The sequence below is a fragment of the Shinella lacus genome, from assembly GCF_010994755.1.
Taxonomy (GTDB): Bacteria; Pseudomonadota; Alphaproteobacteria; order Rhizobiales; family Rhizobiaceae; genus Shinella; species Shinella lacus.
The window spans coordinates 115,483-132,597 of record NZ_WHSB02000015.1 but is presented as its reverse complement, the minus strand read 5'-3'; the positions used below and the strand labels follow the sequence as shown (position 1 = coordinate 132,597).

Annotated in this window: 21 protein-coding genes and 1 tRNA gene; 16 read left to right on the top strand and 6 right to left on the bottom strand. The window is 63.3% G+C overall.

Going from position 1 to position 17,115, the window contains the following annotated elements:
* The first annotated feature begins 13 nt into the window (after positions 1-13).
* Positions 14-763 carry a hypothetical protein gene (locus GB927_RS27960; protein WP_256120505.1) on the top strand — a complete coding sequence of 250 codons (750 nt, stop codon included), beginning with the start codon at positions 14-16 and terminating at the stop codon, positions 761-763.
* A 20-nt stretch (positions 764-783) separates the two neighbouring features.
* Here GB927_RS27960 and GB927_RS27955 read toward each other — a convergent pair.
* Positions 784-873: transfer RNA gene (locus GB927_RS27955), tRNA-Ser, on the bottom strand.
* 331 nt (positions 874-1,204) lie between these two features.
* Here GB927_RS27955 and rplU point away from each other — a divergent pair.
* From rplU to GB927_RS27935, 4 genes are all read left to right on the top strand, one after another.
* Positions 1,205-1,576, top strand: a complete 372-nt coding sequence (gene rplU / locus GB927_RS27950) for a 50S ribosomal protein L21 (RefSeq protein ID WP_256120504.1) — start codon at positions 1,205-1,207, stop codon at positions 1,574-1,576.
* Positions 1,577-1,601: 25 nt separating this feature from the next.
* Positions 1,602-1,871, top strand: coding sequence for a 50S ribosomal protein L27 (gene rpmA / locus GB927_RS27945; protein WP_134648437.1), 270 nt, complete (start codon positions 1,602-1,604; stop codon positions 1,869-1,871).
* Positions 1,872-1,995: 124 nt separating this feature from the next.
* A complete protein-coding gene (locus GB927_RS27940) occupies positions 1,996-2,628 on the top strand; it encodes a GNAT family N-acetyltransferase (protein ID WP_256120503.1) in 633 nt (210 codons plus the stop codon).
* Complete coding sequence (locus GB927_RS27935; protein WP_256120502.1) at positions 2,625-3,215, top strand: GNAT family N-acetyltransferase; 591 nt, start codon at positions 2,625-2,627, stop codon at positions 3,213-3,215. Before GB927_RS27940 ends, GB927_RS27935 begins: the two co-directional genes overlap by 4 nt.
* Positions 3,216-3,248: 33 nt before the next feature.
* Here the strand turns inward: GB927_RS27935 and GB927_RS27930 are convergent, their stop codons facing one another.
* Complete coding sequence (locus GB927_RS27930) at positions 3,249-4,109, bottom strand: endonuclease/exonuclease/phosphatase family protein (protein ID WP_256120501.1); 861 nt, start codon at positions 4,107-4,109, stop codon at positions 3,249-3,251.
* Positions 4,110-4,188: 79 nt separating this feature from the next.
* On the opposite strand from GB927_RS27930, the gene obgE reads away from it, so the two are divergent.
* The 10 genes from obgE (at position 4,189) to GB927_RS27880 (ending at position 14,176) form a co-directional block, all read left to right on the top strand.
* Positions 4,189-5,199 (top strand): GTPase ObgE, encoded by a 1,011-nt coding sequence (gene obgE, locus GB927_RS27925; RefSeq protein WP_256120500.1) that lies wholly within the window; start codon positions 4,189-4,191, stop codon positions 5,197-5,199.
* Between the two features lies 1 nt (position 5,200).
* Complete coding sequence (proB, locus tag GB927_RS27920; protein WP_256120499.1) at positions 5,201-6,373, top strand: glutamate 5-kinase; 1,173 nt, start codon at positions 5,201-5,203, stop codon at positions 6,371-6,373.
* A complete protein-coding gene (locus GB927_RS27915) occupies positions 6,366-7,646 on the top strand; it encodes a glutamate-5-semialdehyde dehydrogenase (protein WP_256120498.1) in 1,281 nt (426 codons plus the stop codon). The genes proB and GB927_RS27915 overlap by 8 nt, the downstream gene beginning before the upstream one ends.
* Positions 7,647-7,683: 37 nt before the next feature.
* The gene (locus GB927_RS27910) at positions 7,684-8,292 is read left to right on the top strand and encodes a nicotinate-nucleotide adenylyltransferase (RefSeq protein ID WP_256120527.1); all 609 of its coding nucleotides are present in this window, start codon (positions 7,684-7,686) and stop codon (positions 8,290-8,292) included.
* A 100-nt stretch (positions 8,293-8,392) separates the two neighbouring features.
* The gene (gene rsfS / locus GB927_RS27905; RefSeq protein ID WP_256120526.1) at positions 8,393-8,806 is read left to right on the top strand and encodes a ribosome silencing factor; all 414 of its coding nucleotides are present in this window, start codon (positions 8,393-8,395) and stop codon (positions 8,804-8,806) included.
* A 78-nt stretch (positions 8,807-8,884) separates the two neighbouring features.
* Positions 8,885-9,367 carry a 23S rRNA (pseudouridine(1915)-N(3))-methyltransferase RlmH gene (gene rlmH, locus GB927_RS27900; protein WP_256120497.1) on the top strand — a complete coding sequence of 161 codons (483 nt, stop codon included), beginning with the start codon at positions 8,885-8,887 and terminating at the stop codon, positions 9,365-9,367.
* Positions 9,368-9,665: 298 nt separating this feature from the next.
* The gene (locus tag GB927_RS27895) at positions 9,666-11,051 is read left to right on the top strand and encodes a murein hydrolase activator EnvC family protein (RefSeq protein ID WP_439655538.1); all 1,386 of its coding nucleotides are present in this window, start codon (positions 9,666-9,668) and stop codon (positions 11,049-11,051) included.
* The gene (locus tag GB927_RS27890) at positions 11,041-12,363 is read left to right on the top strand and encodes a S41 family peptidase (RefSeq protein ID WP_256120495.1); all 1,323 of its coding nucleotides are present in this window, start codon (positions 11,041-11,043) and stop codon (positions 12,361-12,363) included. The genes GB927_RS27895 and GB927_RS27890 overlap by 11 nt, the downstream gene beginning before the upstream one ends.
* A gap of 73 nt (positions 12,364-12,436) precedes the next feature.
* Positions 12,437-13,639: a divergent polysaccharide deacetylase family protein gene (locus tag GB927_RS27885; RefSeq protein WP_256120494.1), complete on the top strand. Its 1,203-nt coding sequence runs from the start codon at positions 12,437-12,439 to the stop codon at positions 13,637-13,639.
* A gap of 9 nt (positions 13,640-13,648) precedes the next feature.
* On the top strand, positions 13,649-14,176 hold the full coding sequence (locus GB927_RS27880; RefSeq protein ID WP_256120493.1) for an RNA pyrophosphohydrolase: 528 nt from the start codon (positions 13,649-13,651) through the stop codon (positions 14,174-14,176).
* 59 nt (positions 14,177-14,235) lie between these two features.
* On the opposite strand, the gene bfr is transcribed toward GB927_RS27880, so the two are convergent.
* Positions 14,236-14,721, bottom strand: coding sequence for a bacterioferritin (bfr, locus tag GB927_RS27875; protein WP_256120492.1), 486 nt, complete (start codon positions 14,719-14,721; stop codon positions 14,236-14,238).
* Entirely contained in the window at positions 14,687-15,040 is a 354-nt protein-coding gene (locus GB927_RS27870; protein WP_256120525.1) for a (2Fe-2S)-binding protein, read from the bottom strand. The genes bfr and GB927_RS27870 overlap by 35 nt, the downstream gene beginning before the upstream one ends.
* A 349-nt stretch (positions 15,041-15,389) precedes the next feature.
* On the opposite strand from GB927_RS27870, the gene GB927_RS27865 reads away from it, so the two are divergent.
* A complete protein-coding gene (locus tag GB927_RS27865; RefSeq protein ID WP_069061576.1) occupies positions 15,390-15,824 on the top strand; it encodes a metallopeptidase family protein in 435 nt (144 codons plus the stop codon).
* Between the two features lie 158 nt (positions 15,825-15,982).
* On the opposite strand, the gene GB927_RS27860 is transcribed toward GB927_RS27865, so the two are convergent.
* Both GB927_RS27860 and GB927_RS27855 read right to left on the bottom strand, forming a co-directional pair.
* Positions 15,983-16,189: a DUF1737 domain-containing protein gene (locus GB927_RS27860; RefSeq protein WP_256120491.1), complete on the bottom strand. Its 207-nt coding sequence runs from the start codon at positions 16,187-16,189 to the stop codon at positions 15,983-15,985.
* Positions 16,186-17,097 carry an HpcH/HpaI aldolase/citrate lyase family protein gene (locus GB927_RS27855; RefSeq protein WP_256120490.1) on the bottom strand — a complete coding sequence of 304 codons (912 nt, stop codon included), beginning with the start codon at positions 17,095-17,097 and terminating at the stop codon, positions 16,186-16,188. The genes GB927_RS27860 and GB927_RS27855 overlap by 4 nt, the downstream gene beginning before the upstream one ends.
* Between the last annotated feature and the right edge of the window lie 18 nt (positions 17,098-17,115).

Sequence of the window (17,115 nt, the reverse complement as noted above, 5' to 3'; positions counted from 1 at the left end):
GAGCCGAGATAGCATGCATTCTTCAAACAGCGAGCATGAAGACAAGCCACTCTCACTTGTCGAGCGCTTGAAGCAGTTTAACCGCAAAGAGCGCTATTGGCTGCTTCGAAACGCGATAGGCGAAACTGGCGCCGACTTGCAACTCTCTAAATCTTTCAGGGAAAGCCTATACGCGAAAATCGGTGTGACTGTGCCCGTCTCGGCTTGGTGGGCCATGGACTATCACATAGATTGGCTGTTCTCCGCTCTTGTGCTCGACCGCCTCAGGCCCCAACTCAAAGAACCCCTCCTGAACTACGAAAACAGCGAGAACCCCGAAAAACCGCCTCGCCGTCTGATCCAGGGAACACAGGAGGATTTTGATCTGATCATCGCCTTCGATCGCACGCTCATTCTGATTGAAGCGAAGGGTGCCACGAATTGGGGAAACGCACAGATGAAGCGCAAATGCGAGCGTCTGCACGATTGGGCAAACGTCTCCAGAAAAATCACGCCACACTCGACTTATCAGCCAATCGACATTTTCATGGTCCTTACGTCGCCGGCAGAATCCCAACGACTGGAGCGGCAGACGTGGCCGGACATCATCAAAGTGGAAAAGGGGTCACCATACTTTTTGCCGTTGAGCCTTGGCGGTGCTGCCAACTCGTTTCGCGTAACGGAGAGGTGCGATGAGGGAGGAACCCGATGCAGCACAGGTGCCTATTGGAAGGTGGAATCAAGATCGTATAGCCGCGGACAGCACAAAGGCGGTCAGTCTTAAAAGCCAATCGCGAGATTGAATGGCGGAGAGGGTGGGATTTGAACCCACGATACCCTTGCAGGTATGCCGCATTTCGAGTGCGGTGCATTCGACCACTCTGCCACCTCTCCGCATAGTCGGTCGGCGCCCTTCGACGCGGGGCGGTACATAGCGGGTGTCGGACGGGCTTGCAAGGGGGATCGCCCGAGGAATGTTCATCTATTTGTCACGGTGACGGAAATTCTCTTGACAGTTTTCAGCGCCTCACCTATTGCGCAAGGTGCAGTGGCATAGGTCTCACTTGTGCCGCGACGCTGGTTCTTTGTGCCATGCCTTATTGGCATATTGCAAGGAACAGCATGAGCCGGCGATGCGCCAATGCATCGCCATTCCGAGCGACTGATAAAAAGACGGCCTTGCCTTGACGGGCAAAGAGCCGGCACGAACATGAAAGGATATAAAATGTTCGCAGTCATCAAGACCGGCGGTAAGCAGTACCGCGTGGCCGCCAACGACGTTCTGACGATTGAAAAGCTGTCGGGCGACGCTGGTGCAAAGATCGAATTCACCGAAGTGCTGATGGTCGGCGTTGGCGCCGATGCCACGATCGGTGCGCCCTTCGTCGAAGGCGCCATCGTGACGGCCGAAGTCGTCGAGCATGGCCGCGCCAAGAAGGTCATCGCCTTCAAGAAGCGTCGTCGCCAGAACTCGAAGCGTTCGCGTGGTCATCGTCAGCACAACACGACTGTCCGCATCATCGACATCGCAGCCGCCGGCAAAGCGAAGAAGGCTTCCAAGAAGTCTGAACCCGCCGCCGAAGCAGCAGCCGAATAATCCGGACAGGTAAAGGAGAACTCCCATGGCACACAAGAAAGCTGGCGGTTCCTCGCGCAACGGTCGCGATTCCGAGTCCAAGCGCCTTGGCGTGAAGAAGTTTGGCGGCGAAGCCGTCCTCGCAGGCAACATTATCGTCCGCCAGCGCGGCACGCAGTGGCATCCCGGTGCCAATGTCGGCCTCGGCAAGGATCACACGATCTTCGCACTTACGGCTGGCAATGTGAATTTCCGTACGAAGGCCAACGGTCGCGTTTACGTGTCTGTCGCCCCGAAAGCGGAAGCAGCGGAATAAGCCGGTAGCGCTCTAAAACAGCCGGCGTCTCATTGACCCGGCTGACGCTACAGGTTCAGGCCTGAAGAAAAAAGGGGAGATGGGGCAAGACCCATCTCCCCTTTTTGCTCTGGAGGACTGAGCCATGCAGACCGAATTGTTGCGGGACGACCAATCAAGGTCTCCCAAGGAAAGGCTGAGGCCTGAACGGCCAAGGACCGATTGCCCGATCTTACTGTCGCCGCGGCTCGTCATGAGAGCCCCGCACGAAGACGACATCGACGCCCTTGCCCATCTCGCCAACAACGCCAATATCGCCAACATGGTCGCCCGCATGCCCCACCCCTATACGGTGGCGGATGCCGCCGATTTCGTGCGACGCACACGCGCCGGCGCGATTGGCAAGTGCGTCTATGCCATTACCAAAGCCGATAACGGCGCCTTCCTCGGTTGCTGCGGTATCGAACCGCATGAGGACGGACGCACCGTCGAGCTCGGCTATTGGCTGGGCGAGCCCTACTGGAACCAGGGTTATGTCACCGAGGCGGCCCACGCGCTGATCGACATGGTCTTCCGCACCCGCGATGTCGAGCAGATCGACGCGCGGTGCCGGGTCATGAACATCCCCTCGCGGCGGGTCATCCAGAAGTGCGGCTTCCAGTTCCAGGCGACCGGCATGGTGCAGAGCCTCTCGGTCGGCGGCATGGTGCCCGTCGAATGGTACAGGCTCGACCGCAAGACCTGGGTCTCGCTGAAGAGCTGGGGAGGCATGCGATGAACGCCATGCAGACCCCGATGAACGTCGAGCGCAGCACCGGCCCCGGTGCCTGCCCGACCATCACGACCCCGCGCCTGGCGCTGCGCCCGCACCGCATGTCCGATGCGGATGCGATCGCGCAGTCGCTCGGCGACTTCCAGGTCTCGCGCATGCTGGCCCGCGTGCCGGCACCCTATGACCGGCAGGATGCGAGCGAATGGCTTTCGATCGCAACCACCGATCTCTATGAGGGCTGGGCGCTCGCCATCACCGCGGGAGACGACGTGCATATCGGCTGCGTCGCCTTCGAGCGGCGCGGCAACGGATGGGAACTCGGCTACTGGCTGAACCGCTTCTACTGGGGGCGGGGCTATATGAGCGAGGCGGTGCATGGGGCGACGGCGCGCTTCCTCATGCGCATGCCGGGCACGGATATCCGCTCCGGCATCTTCGCCGACAACCTCGCCTCGCTGCGGGTGCAGGAAAAGACGGGCTTCCGCATCACCGGATGTAGCGACGTGTTCAGTGTCGCCCGCGGTGCCATGGTTCCGCATATCGAAACGCGGCTGGAGCCGGGCGATTTTCGCCCAGCAGCGCCCAGGCGCTAAACAGATCGGGGCGGAGCGATCCGCCCCGGTTTCTCACGACAGCTCGAACCAGACGGGCAGGTGGTCGGAGCCGAAGGCGGTCTCGTCGACCCAGGCATCCGTCAGCCGCTCGACGAGGCCGTGGCTGAGGAAACAATAGTCGAGGAAGAGGCGGTCGGCATGGTTCTTGGGATCGATCCAGCTATAGCTTGCGGCGTGTCGCTTGCCGAGGCCGGCCAGCGCATCGACCGGATGGGTGGCGCGGATCTGGCGGCCGTAGAGCGCGTCGATGCTGCCGGCCATCTCGTCATATTCCGGCGATTCCGGCACCATGTTGAAGTCGCCCATCAGCACGTAATCCTCCGGCACCGGCGGCTCGGCCAGGCCGAATTCGTGCGCACCGGAAATCGCGCCGCCCTCGAAACCGTAAAGCTGGGCGCGATCCTTGAGATAGCGGATCTGCGCGATGCGCTCGTCGCGGTGGACATGGTCGAGATGCGTGGAATAGACGCGGATGGCGCCCTTCGGCGTCGCGATCACCGCTTCGGTGGCGCCGCGCTGCAGGTTCAGCTTGTCGAGCGTTCGCGTGCGCGGGAGCAGGATCGTGCGGGTCGAGAGGATCGGCCAGCGCGAAAAGATCATGTTGCCGAACTGGAAACGGCGGTTAACCGCGCGGCCCTGCTCGATCGCCGAGCCGGCATCGAGATCGCAGGCCGCACCGAAGACGGAATAATGCGTGGCGAGCAAGGTCTGCAATTCCGCGACCATGTCGACATGGCCGTTGCGGTGAAAATTGCGGGTCACTTCCTGGAGCGCGATGATATCGGCGCCGTGAATGCTGGAAACGATGCGTGGCAGGTCGAACCGATCGTCGAGACCGATGCCATACTGGACGTTGTAGCTGACGAATTTCACGATAGTCTTTGACCTCTCAGGCAAGCGGCTATATCGAAGACGGCACTATTAGAAGACGAGAAAAGCGAACGGCGAGCCGATGAAATTCCTGGACGAAGCAAAAGTCTATATCCGGTCCGGTGACGGCGGGGCAGGGGCTGTCTCGTTCCGTCGCGAAAAATTCATTGAGTTCGGCGGGCCGGATGGCGGCGATGGCGGACGCGGCGGCGACGTGTGGGTGGAGGCCGTCAACGGCCTCAACACGCTGATCGACTTCCGCTTCCAGCAGCACTTCAAGGCCGCGACCGGCACGCACGGCATGGGCCGCAACCGCACGGGCGCCAATGGCGACAGCGTGACGCTAAAGGTGCCGGTCGGCACGCAGATCTTCGAGGAAGACAACGAGACGCTGATCATCGACATGGTCACCGAGGGCCAGCGCTTCAAGCTGGCGGCCGGCGGCAATGGCGGCTTCGGCAACACGCATTTCAAGTCCTCCACCAACCAGGCACCGAACTGGGCCAATCCGGGCCTGGAGGGTGACGAAAAGACCATCTGGCTGCGGCTGAAGCTGATCGCCGATGCCGGCCTCGTCGGTCTGCCGAATGCCGGAAAATCGACCTTCCTCGCGACCTGCACGCGCGCCCGGCCGAAGATCGCCAACTATCCCTTCACGACGCTGCACCCCAACCTCGGCGTCGCGACGATCGACGGCGGCGAATTCATCCTTGCCGACATTCCGGGCCTCATCGAGGGCGCGCATGACGGCATCGGGCTCGGCGACCGCTTCCTCGGCCACGTCGAGCGCACGCGCGTGCTGCTGCACCTCGTTTCCGCCCAGGAGGAGGACGTCGCCAAGGCCTACAAGACGGTAAAACACGAGTTGGAAGCCTATGGCGGCGGCATCACCGACAAGCCGGTGATCGTGGCGCTGTCGCAGATCGACCTGCTCGACGAGGACGAGTTGAAGAAGAAGACCAAGGCGCTTCAGAAGGCGAGTGGCCAGAAGCCGTACCAGATTTCTGCCGTTGCCGGCGTCGGCATGACGGGCACGCTCCGGGCGCTGCGCGACATCATCGTTGAAGCGAAGAATTCCGGATCCGACGACTGAGATGACGAGACACCGCAAACCGCTCGGAAAATACCGCCGGATTGTGATCAAGATCGGCTCGGCCCTGCTCGTCGACCGGGCGAGGGGCCTTAAAAAGGCGTGGCTTGATGCCATGTGCAAGGACATCGCCGCATTGAGAGCCGGCGGCACCGAGGTGCTCGTCGTCTCCTCCGGCGCCATTGCGCTCGGCCGTTCCGTGCTGAAGGTGCCCTCGGGTGCCCTGAAGCTGGAGGAAAGCCAGGCGGCAGCGGCGGTCGGCCAGATCGCGCTGGCGCGCGCCTGGTCGGAAAGCCTTTCTACGGACGGCATCGTCGCCGGCCAGATCCTGCTGACGCTCGGCGATACGGAAGAGCGGCGGCGGTATCTCAACGCGCGCGCGACCATCAACCAGCTCCTGAAGCTCGGCGCCGTGCCGATCATCAACGAAAACGACACGGTCGCGACGACCGAGATCCGCTACGGCGACAACGATCGTCTCGCCGCCCGCGTCGCCACCATGACGGGCGCGGACCTGCTCGTGCTGCTCTCCGATATCGACGGGCTCTATACGGCCCCGCCGCATCTCGACCCCGACGCACGCTTCCTCGAAACGATCGACGCTATCACGCCGGAGATCGAGGCGATGGCCGGCGGCGCGGCATCGGAATTGTCGCGCGGGGGAATGCGGACGAAGATCGACGCCGGAAAAATCGCGACGGGCGCGGGCTGCGCCATGATCATTGCGTCGGGCAAGGTCGATCATCCGCTGCGCGCGGTCGAGGAGGGCGCTCGTTCCTCATGGTTTGCGCCTTCCGGTTCGCCGGTCACGGCGCGCAAAACCTGGATTGCCGGGCAGTTGCAGCCGGCGGGGCGTCTCGAAATCGATGCCGGCGCGGAAACGGCGCTCGCCTCGGGCAAAAGCCTGCTGCCGGCCGGCGTGAGCGGCGTCTGGGGCTCGTTTTCGCGCGGCGACACCGTCTCGATCTACGGCGCGAACGGGCGCGAGATCGCCCGCGGGCTTGCCGGCTACGATGCCGACGAAGCACGCCTGATCGTGGGGAAAAAATCGGCGGAGATTGCCGCCATTCTCGGTTACGCCGGCCGCGCGGCCATGGTGCACCGGGACGACCTCGTGGTGACCGGCCGTTCGGCAGCGCCGCTTGCCGAGGCGGGAAGGGATGTGAGCCATGCTTGACCAGGCCAAAAAAACCGACATCGACAGTCTGATGGCCGAGATCGGCCGCAATGCCCGCGCCGCGGCCCGGCCGCTGGCGATTGCGACCGCCGAGCGGAAGAACCGCGCGCTCGAAGCGATGGCAGCGCAGATCTTCGCGGGCCGTGACGCCATTCTCGCCGCCAATGAAATCGACCTCGCCAATGCCAAGGAAAGCGGCGTCGCCGCCTCCTTCATCGACCGGCTGACGCTGACGGCCGAGCGCATCGAGGGCATCGCGGCCGCGATCCGCGATATCGCGGACCTGAAGGACCCGGTCGGCGACGTGATCGCCGAATGGGACCGCCCGAACGGCCTGCATATCGAACGCGTGCGCACGCCGCTCGGCGTCATCGGCGTCATCTATGAAAGCCGGCCGAACGTCACGGCGGATGCCGGCGCGCTGTGCCTGAAAGCCGGCAATGCCGTGGTCCTGCGCGGAGGATCGGACAGCGTGAATTCATCGCAGGCGATCCATTCCTGCCTCGTCGCGGGCCTGAAGGCTGCCGGCCTGCCGGAACATGCGATCCAGTACGTGCCGGTAACGGACCGCGCCGCCGTCGGCGCCATGCTGTCCGGCCTCAATGGCGCCATCGACGTCATCGTGCCGCGCGGCGGCAAAAGCCTCGTCGCGCGCGTGCAGAGCGAAGCGCGCGTGCCGGTTTTCGCCCATCTCGAAGGCCTCTGCCACATCTATGTCGACAAGTCCGCCGACCTCGACATGGCCAAAAGGATCGTCGTCAACGCCAAGATGCGCCGCACCGGCATCTGCGGCGCGGCGGAAACGCTGCTGGTCGACCGCGCCGTTGCGGACACGCATCTGGCGCCGCTGGTGGAGGGCCTGCGCGCCGCCGGCTGCGAAGTCCGCGCGACGGCGGAAATCCTCGTCCGCATTCCGGGTCTCATTGCCGCCACCGAGACGGATTGGTCGACGGAATATCTCGACGCCATCATCTCGGTCACCCTGGTCGACGGCATTTCCGGCGCGATCGAGCATATCAACCGATGGTCCTCCGCCCACACCGAGGCCGTCATCGCCGAGGACCCGGCGGTCGTCGAACGCTTCTTCGCGGAAATCGACTCGGCGATCCTTCTGCACAACGCCTCCACGCAATTTGCCGATGGCGGCGAGTTCGGCATGGGCGGCGAGATCGGCATCGCGACCGGAAAGATGCATGCGCGCGGCCCCGTCGGCGTCGAGCAGCTCACCTCCTTCAAATACCGGGTGCGCGGCACCGGACAGGTGCGGCCCTGAAGTGACGCCGGACGCCATTGCAGACCGCTACCTAAAAATGCCGCATGTCGAAAAGGGCATGGCGGTCGGCCTGTTCGGCGGCTCGTTCAATCCGCCGCACCAAGGCCACGCGCTCGTCGCCGAAACGGCGCTGCGCCGCCTCGGGCTCGACCAGCTCTGGTGGATGGTGACGCCCGGCAACCCCCTGAAGGACCACCGGCAATTGGCCCCGCTTGCCGAGCGCATCAAGCTCAGCGAAGCGATCGCCCCCAGCCCGCGGGTGAAGGTGACGGCCTTCGAAAAACGCCTCGGCCAGAGTTATACGGCAAAGACCCTGGAGCGCGTGCAGGCGCTGAACCGCGGCGTCCACTTCGTCTGGATCATGGGCGCCGACAATCTCGGCACCTTCCACCGCTGGCAGAACTGGCAGAAGATCGCCTGCACCTTCCCGATCGCCGTCATCGACCGCCCCGGCTCGACGCTCTCCTACCTCTCCTCGCGCATGGCGAAAACCTTCGACTATGCGCGCGTCGACGAGGAGGATGCGATGAGCCTTCCGGGCCGCCGGGCACCGGCCTGGACCTTCATCCACGGGCCGCGTTCGGCACTGAGTTCGACCGCCTTGCGCGACCGCGCGGCCGTAGAGAAAACCACCCCTCAGAAGTGACGTCTTGAAACTGGCATGCATTGATGCCTACATTTACACTGTACCGGTAAGGTAATGCCGGTACGAGACGTGCTGTCCTGTTACCCAGAAAGGAACGAACCTGACAACAGTGCACGCAAAGGGAAGCGCCCGCAGCGTCTTCTCGAAAGGCCCGGGACGTGGCGACGATGCCGCCGACCGCGCGCTTCAACTGGTCCTCGCAAGCCTCGAGGACTCCAAGGCAGAAGATATCGTTACCATCGACATTGCCGGAAAATCAGCACTGGGCGACTACATGGTGGTCGTGTCCGGACGCTCGAACCGTCACGTCATGGCGATTGCCGATCACCTCATCTCCGATCTCAAGGACGAAGGCCTGGGCAATGCCCGCGTCGAAGGCCTGGAGGCTGGCGACTGGGTGCTGATCGACGCAGGCGATATCATCATCCACGTGTTCCGGCCGGAAGTCCGGGAGTTCTACGCCATCGAACGGATGTGGGCGACTCCCGAGATCGAGGACGGCACCGTCCATTAACAGACGCCGGACGCCTGTCCGCTGAGGAAAAGCGGGTGCGCGGCTTGAGCGCACTCACGAACGGACAGGGTTTGGGCGATGCGGGTTGGACTTTTCGCGGTTGGACGGCTGAAGGCCGGCCCTGAGAAGGATCTTGCGGCCCGCTATCTGGACCGTTTCGCCAAGGCCGGCCCCGCCATCGGCCTGGAGCTCGGCAAGCTTGTCGAAGTCGGCGAAAGCCGCGCAGGCAATGCCGAGACGCGCAAGCGCGAGGAAGCGGTCCTGCTGGAAAAGGCGCTGCCCGACGGCGCCGTGCTGATCCTGCTCGACGAGCGCGGCAAATCGCTCGATTCCCCCGCCTTTGCCGACCTGATCGGCAATTTCCGCGACGGCGGAAAACGCGACCTGATGATCGCGATCGGCGGCGCCGACGGGCTGGACCCCGCACTTTACAACCGTGCCGACGCCACGCTCTGCCTCGGCAAGCTCACCTGGCCGCACCAGCTGGTGCGCATCCTGCTCGCCGAACAGCTCTACCGCGCCGTCACCATCCTCTCCGGCCACCCCTATCACCGCAGCTAGAGCATTTCCGCGTTTCTTCGAATCGCGAAAACACTCTCTTTCTTTGTTCTTACGCAATTCCGGACGCAAAACCGCTGCACACTTTTGCTGGAATTGCTCTACGCGCAATCGTCACGCAAGCCTGAGCGCGCAGGGTGGCAGAGGCCGTATTTTTGGCGCGGTTTGTTGGCCAAGTGTTTTCCCGACAGCGGGATTTCTTGGCGAAACCTCCAAATCAGCATAGAGCGTTGGGGGAACGGACGTTCGGGAGACGATGAGGAAAGCCGGCACAGTTAATCCGGGTGAGGGGGTCAGTCGCCTGCTGCGACCGGCCCTGCTTTCGGCCGTCCTGTCGCTGGCCCTTGTTTCCCACCCCATTGCCGCCGAGCTCGTCGAGGGAAATGTCGCGCTAGAGAAGACCGGTTCCCTGCCGAAGGTCGAGCCCGATCCCGCCGCCGCTCTTGCACTGCGTCGTGACAGCACGCGCCGGGAACTCGAAACGCTGTCCCAGTCGATCACGGTTTCGAGCGAGAAGACGAAGGAGCTGGAAGCCGAGATCGCCACGCTCGAAAAATCCCGCCAGAGCCTGCGCGATGCCATCGTCAAGTCCGCCGCGATGCGCAAGGACATGGAAAACAAGATTCTTGCCGGCGAAAAGCGGCTGGAAGGCATGCGCGAGCGCGAAGCGGGCGTGCGCGCCTCGCTGCACGAGCGGCGTGGGCTTTTGGCGGAAGTTCTCGCCGCCCTCCAGCGCATGGGCCGCAATCCGCCGCCGGCGCTGCTCGTCAAGCCCGAGGATGCGCTCTCCTCCGTGCGCAGCGCCATCCTTCTCGGCGCCGTCGTTCCCGGCATCCGCAAGGAGACCGAGGAACTCGTCGCCGATCTCAAAGAATTGATGGACGTGAAGACGGACATCGACCGCGAGCGGACCGAGCTTGCCCAGGCGATGCTGCTGCGCGTCGAGGAGGAAAAACGCTCCGAACTGCTGGTCGCCCAGAACGAGGCGCTAGCGGCCACCAACAGCCGCACATTGGCCGCGGAACGCCGGCGCGCCGAGGAACTCGCGGCCCGCGCCACCAGCCTGGAAGGCCTGATCGGCAGCCTGGAACGCGACATCGGCTCCGTGCGCGATGCGGCCGCCCTGGCCCGCACGAAGGAAGAGGAACGGCGCAACCAGACGGACGCCGAACGGGAGCGGGCGAGGGCGCTCGCGCGCGACTCGGTGCCCGACAAAAACCGCATTGCTCCGGCATATGAATTCTCCGAACTGCAGGCAAAACTGGACTTTCCCGTGGCCGGAGACGTTCTGCGCCAATTTGGCGAAGCAGACGGCACCGGCCATGATTCGCAGGGGCTGACGCTCGCCGCAAATCCCGGCGCGCTGGTCACCGCTCCTTCGGATGGCTGGATCGTCTTTGCCGGCACGTTCCGCAGTTACGGGCGCATGATCATCCTGAATGCGGGGGAGGGCTACCATCTTGTGCTCTCCGGCATGGACCGGGTGAGCGTGCGAGAGGGTCAATTCGTCGTGGCGGGAGAACCACTTGCCGTGATGGGTGAAAAAAGGGTCGCGAGTGTCAACGCTTTGACGCTGGAAACAGACAAGCCGACACTTTACATTGAATTCCGAAAGAACGGAAAACCGGTTGATTCCCGGCCGTGGTGGTCCGCAAAAAATTCTGGAAAGGCACGCAATGATACGTAGGGCTTCACTTGTGATCGTCGGTGCACTGATGGGTGCGACCGCCATGAGCGTCATCAACACGGCGACATTGCCTGCCGAAGCTGCCGGCTCGTCAACTTATCGTGAGCTCTCCATCTTCGGAGACGTCTTCGAACGCGTGCGCGCGCAATATGTGACGCCGCCGAAGGAAGACCAGCTGATCGAGAATGCCATCAATGGCATGCTCACCTCGCTCGACCCGCATTCTTCCTACATGAATGCCAAGGACGCCGACGACATGCGCACGCAGACGCGCGGCGAATTCGGCGGTCTCGGCATCGAGGTCACGATGGAGGACGAGCTCGTCAAGGTCATCACCCCGATCGACGATACGCCCGCCGCCCGCGCTGGCGTTCTCGCCGGCGACTTCATTGCCAAGATCGACGGCGCGGACGTGCGCGGCCTGAAGCTGGAAGAAGCGGTCGAGAAGATGCGCGGCGCGGTCAACACGCCGATCAAGCTGACGCTGATCCGCAAGGGCGCCGACAAGCCGATCGAACTCACCATCATGCGCGACATCATCGCGGTGCGCGCGGTCAAGTCCCGCGTCGAGAACGATGTCGGTTACCTGCGCGTCATCTCGTTCACGGAAAAGACCTATGACGACCTCGAAGCCGCGATCACCAAGATCAAGGAAGAGGTTCCGGCCGACAAGCTGAAGGGCTATGTGCTCGACCTTCGCCTCAACCCGGGTGGTCTTCTCGACCAGGCGATCAACGTCTCCGACGCCTTCCTGGAGCGCGGCGAGGTCGTCTCGACCCGCGGCCGTAACGAGGACGAAACCCGCCGCTTCAACGCGACGCCGGGCGACATCACCGATGGCAAGCCGGTTATCGTCATGGTCAATGGCGGTTCGGCCTCGGCGTCGGAAATCGTCGCCGGCGCGCTGCAGGACCTGCGCCGCGCCACCGTGCTCGGCACGCGGTCCTTCGGCAAGGGCTCCGTCCAGACCATCATCCCGATGGGCGACGCCGGTGCACTGCGCCTGACGACGGCGCTCTACTACACGCCGTCGGGCAAATCGATCCAGGGCACCGGCATTACGCCGGACATCACGGTCGAACAGCCGCTGCCGGCCGAGTTGCAGGGCAAGCTGGAAGCCGCTGGTGAATCCAGCCTGCGCGGCCACATCCAGGGCCAGAGCGAAACGCAGGAAGGTTCCGGCTCCTCGGCTTACGTGCCGCCGGAAGCCAAGGACGACCTCCAGCTTCAATATGCGCTGGAACTGCTGCGCGGCCAGAAGACGGACAAGGCCTTCCCGGCCAATCCGGAAAAGGCAGAGCTGAAGAAGTAAGCCGCTTGCTCCTGGCCCGTCACCGCACGGGCCAGGATTTCTTCTTGCACCTTCCGGCCAGCACGGACTGACCTTGGGCACAGACATTCACGCACCTCTCGGCCAGGACCGCAAGGCAAGGCCAGGACCGGCAGGACCGTCTCGGTTCTCCGCCGGCAATGTCGTGTTTGCCGTAGCGATCGCCGGCATGCTCGGCTTTTCCGGCTGGACCGCACTCGCGCCGACCGGCCTGCGCACCGCGCCGCTCACGGTGCCCACAGAAGAAGCCTCCTCCGACACGACGACCGACACCAAACCCGATCAGAAGACGGCTGAAGCGAAGGACGGCGTGCGCCGGACGACCGGCCTTTCCGGCGTGCGCGTCGAGGAGGCGCTGACCGACGACGGCAATGTCGTGCGCAAATACACGCCGGGCGCGCGCGACGGCACCGGCCCGCTCATCATCGAGGCCAACCGCATCGGCCAGGATGCGCGCTCCGCCGCCTTCCCGAACGAAGACCTGCTGGAAGAGACCTCCGACGGCAAGATCCCGATCATCGGCCTCGACGGCACGCGGCCGATGGACCAATACGCCCGGCCATGGTCTGGCGCGCGCGGCACGCGCATCGCCATCGTCGTCGGCGGGCTCGGCCTCAGCCAGACGGGCACGCAGCGCGCGATCCGCGAGCTGCCCGGCGAGGTGACGCTGGCCTTTGCCGCGAGCGGCAACAGCCTGCCGCGCTGGATGCAGGAGGCGCGCCGCAACGGCCACGAAATCCTGCTGCAGATGCCACTGGAACCCTTCGACTATCCGCAGAACGACCCCGGCCTCTACACGCTGCGCACCGATCTCGGCGAAACCGAAAACCTTGCCGAACTGCACCGCGCCATGGCGCAGATCACCAACTATACCGGCATCGTCAATTTCATGGGCGGCCGCTTCCTTTCCGACGCCGATGCGCTGGAGCCGGTAATCCGCGATGTGTCCAGCCGTGGCCTGCTCTTCCTCGACGACGGCAGCTCGGCGCAGTCGCTGTCGGGAACCATCGCCGGCGCCGTCGAGGCGCCGCATGCCTTCGCCGACCTCCAGCTCGACGCCGACCTTTCGCGCGATGCGGTGCTGAAGAAACTTGACGAGCTGGAGCGCATCGCGCGACGCAACGGCACGGCGATCGGCATGGCCTCGGCCTTCGATGAAAGTGTGGACGCGATCCGCGAATGGTGCGAGGAAGCGCAGGGCCGCGGCATCGAGATCGTCGGCGTCGCGTCGCTTGCAGCCGTTCCCGCCAAAAAATAGGAATTTTCGATGGGCAAGGATAAGGACAAGGTGGTTCGGGCCGAGGACCTGCCCTACCGCCCCTGTGTCGGCATCATGGTGCTGAACGCGGACAACAAGGTCTGGGCCGGCCGGCGGATTCCCGTCGGCAATTCCGAATATGACGGTTCGCCGCAGCTCTGGCAGATGCCGCAGGGCGGCATCGACAAGGACGAGGACCCGCTGGCCGCCGCCCATCGCGAGCTTTACGAGGAAACCGGTATGAAGAGCGTCTCGCTCCTCGCCGACGCCGGGCGCTGGATCAACTACGACCTGCCGGCCCAGCTGATCGGCATAGGCCTCAAGGGCAAATATCGCGGCCAGACGCAGCGCTGGTACGCCTTCCGCTTCGAGGGCGACGAAAGCGAGATCGCCATCAACCCACCGCCGGGTGGCCACGAGCCGGAATTCGACGCCTGGGAATGGAAGGCGATGCACGACCTGCCGGGGCTCATCGTACCCTTCAAGCGCAAGGTCTACGAAGAGGTCGTCGCCGCCTTCGCGCACCTGGCGCCCTGACAAACAAAAATCCCCGGCAAAGCCGGGGATTTTCCATTTCGGATGGCGCGGATGCGCGCTTATTCGGCTTCGTTTGCCGGTGCGGCGTTGAGCTGGCCGTATTTTTCCTCGCCGAGCTTCTTCAGAAGGTCGATCTGGGTTTCGAGGAAGTCGATATGGCCTTCCTCGTCGATCAGCAGCTCTTCGAAGAGCTTCATGGTGACGTAGTCACCGGCGTCATGACAGATGTCGCGCGACTTCTTGTAGGCCTTGCGGGCGTCGTATTCGCCGGCGAGGTCGGCTTCCAGCACTTCCTTGACGTTCTGGCCAATGCGAAGCGGTGCGACGGTCTGGAGGTTGGGGTGGCCTTCGAGGAAGATGATGCGGGCGACGAGCTTGTCGGCATGCTGCATCTCTTCGATCGACTCGGCACGCTCCTTCTTGGCGAGAAGCGTGTAACCCCAGTCCTCCAGAAGGCGGTAGTGGAGCCAGTACTGGTTGACAGCACCCAGCTCGAGATAGAGCGCTTCGTTAAGCTGCTCGATGACTTTTTTGTCGCCTTTCAAGGTCCGCTCTCCTGTTTTCTTCATGGAATTGTTTGAGGCGGATCATGAAATCAAATATCTCGTCGTCCGTCGAGTGGCGGCCGGCGTGGTACTGCTCGGTTGTGCGAATGATGATGTCGACGACGTTGGGGAAACAGCCGCAACAGCGGCCCCGCTTCTGCATCGCGTGATAGACTTTTGCAGGCACGATGAGCTGCCAACAGTCCTCATCAAGGAGCTCGTTGATCACGTCGACAATTTCACTATCGGTTATGAAGTTGCAGCTGCAAACCAGCATTTCGTCTTGCCTGTCATACGCAAAGCACTGAGTTTCCGGCATTAAGCAAAAGACGACCTTTGCTGTCAAGAATGAACAGGTCAGCCTTGCTGACTCATGAATTTAGAGTCATTCTAAACTTGATTATAAATATCGTCTTTTCAGAGGGTTACAGTTCAGTGACATGTCAAAAAGACTTCGAACGGTGCGGCAAACTGACCGATCACATTTTATTGCAAAACTCGCTTTCGACCCAGATTTTCCCGAAAGCCTCCGATTCCGTCCCCTGCCGGCCCAAACGTCGAATCGTCGCGCGAACCGCCCCATTTACGCATAGGATGCAGGCGGGGCATGCAAATTCGACCCTCGAAAAACGCTGGAAATCGTCTATATGACGGGCAAAGGAGAGCCCATGGCCCGCATAGACCAGACCGATGATTGGCGGACGCGCCACGCCCCGACGATCAGCGCGTTCGAATCGCTGGCGCTCGAAGCCTATGGGCACCTGCCGGAAGAGTTCCGTGCGCTGACCGGCAATCTCATCATCGAGATCGCCGAATTCCCGAGCGACGACGTCTTCGAGGACATGGCGCTCGAAACGCCCTTCGACCTGCTCGGCCTGTTCGAGGGCCGCGGCATCAGCGAACGCTTCACGGTCGAGACCGGTGAAATGCCGAACCGCATCACCCTCTACCGCCGCCCGATCCTCGACTACTGGGCGGAGAACGAGGAAACGCTCGGCGACATCATCACCCACGTCCTGATCCACGAGATCGGTCACCATTTCGGCCTGTCGGACGACGACATGGAACGCATCGAGGCCAGCGCCGAGATCGCGGCGGGCTGAGGCTGACGACGTTTAGCGACCGACGGCGCCCCACCCACGACGTCATCCTCGGGCTTGACCCGAGGATCCACGCGGCACCCTGGCCATGGATGGTCGGGTCAAGCCCGACCATGACGGAGGAGAGGTGGGGAGTGGCGGCGCCGCGTTTTGTTTCGCGCTTATTGCTCGGAAAGCTTGATGTCCGGCGTATATTCCTTGCCCGGCACGTCCTTCACCACCGCCTGGCCGCACTGCATCAGCTTCGTTTCGGCATTGTAGGCATAGGTCGGCGAGCCGTGCAGGTCCCAGCCCTTGTTCAGCGCCAGCGTCACCTTGTGGCAGAACGCGGCGTCGTCGGGACCGGTCAGGAAGCGGTAGACTTTCATGCTTTCTTCTTTCTCTCGTTGATCAGGTCGGCCTTGGCGAGCACGCGCCCGGCCTGTTCGGCGTGGAGCTTCTCGACCATGCGGCCGGCAAGCTCGACGACGGCCTTGCCGGCATTTTCCGGCGCGTCGAAGGCCGCGACGATGGCCAGCGCCTCGGCGGCTTCGGCCTCCGTCACGCCAAAAGCCTCGTTGGCGATGGCGATCTGGGCCGGGTGGATCAGCATCTTGCCGTCGAAGCCCATCTGGCGGCCCTGCCGGGATTCCGCCTCGAGGCCATCCGTATCGGAAAAATCGTTGAAGACGGCGTCAATGACATCGAGCCCCGAGGCGCGCGCCGCCACGACCACCTGAAGCAGCAGCGGCACGAGGAAGGGGCGACCGGGAATATCGGCGATGCCGGTTTCCTTGCGCAGGTCGTTGAGGCCGACGACGAAGCAGTCGAGCCGGCCGCCATGGGTGCGGCCCGTCTCGGCGATTTCCGCAAGGTTGAGCAGGCCGGCGGCCGTCTCGACCATCGCCCAAAGCCGCGGCCCCTCGTCGGCGCCCGCTTCGGAAAGCCAGTCGGCGACGGTGAGCACGTCCTGCGGCGCCGAGACCTTCGACAGCAGCAAAGCGTCCGGCATGCAGTCCAGCACCGCTTCGAGGTCGAGCGCGCCGTCCGGTCCGTCGAGCGGGTTGATCCGGATGACATATTCGTGAGCGCCCGAGCGGTCGAGGCCCTGGAAATGGGCGACGAGGGCCGCCCGCGCCTCCGCCTTCTTCTCCGGCAGCACGGAATCCTCGAGGTCGAAGATGATCGTGTCGCAGTCGAGCGTCGCGGACTTGGCGAGCGCCCGAGTGTTTATAGCGGGAACGCTCAGCACCGAGCGGCGGAGAGCGAGCGGATGGTGGTGCGGTGTCCTGTTCATCCGTCCTTTTTGCCGCGC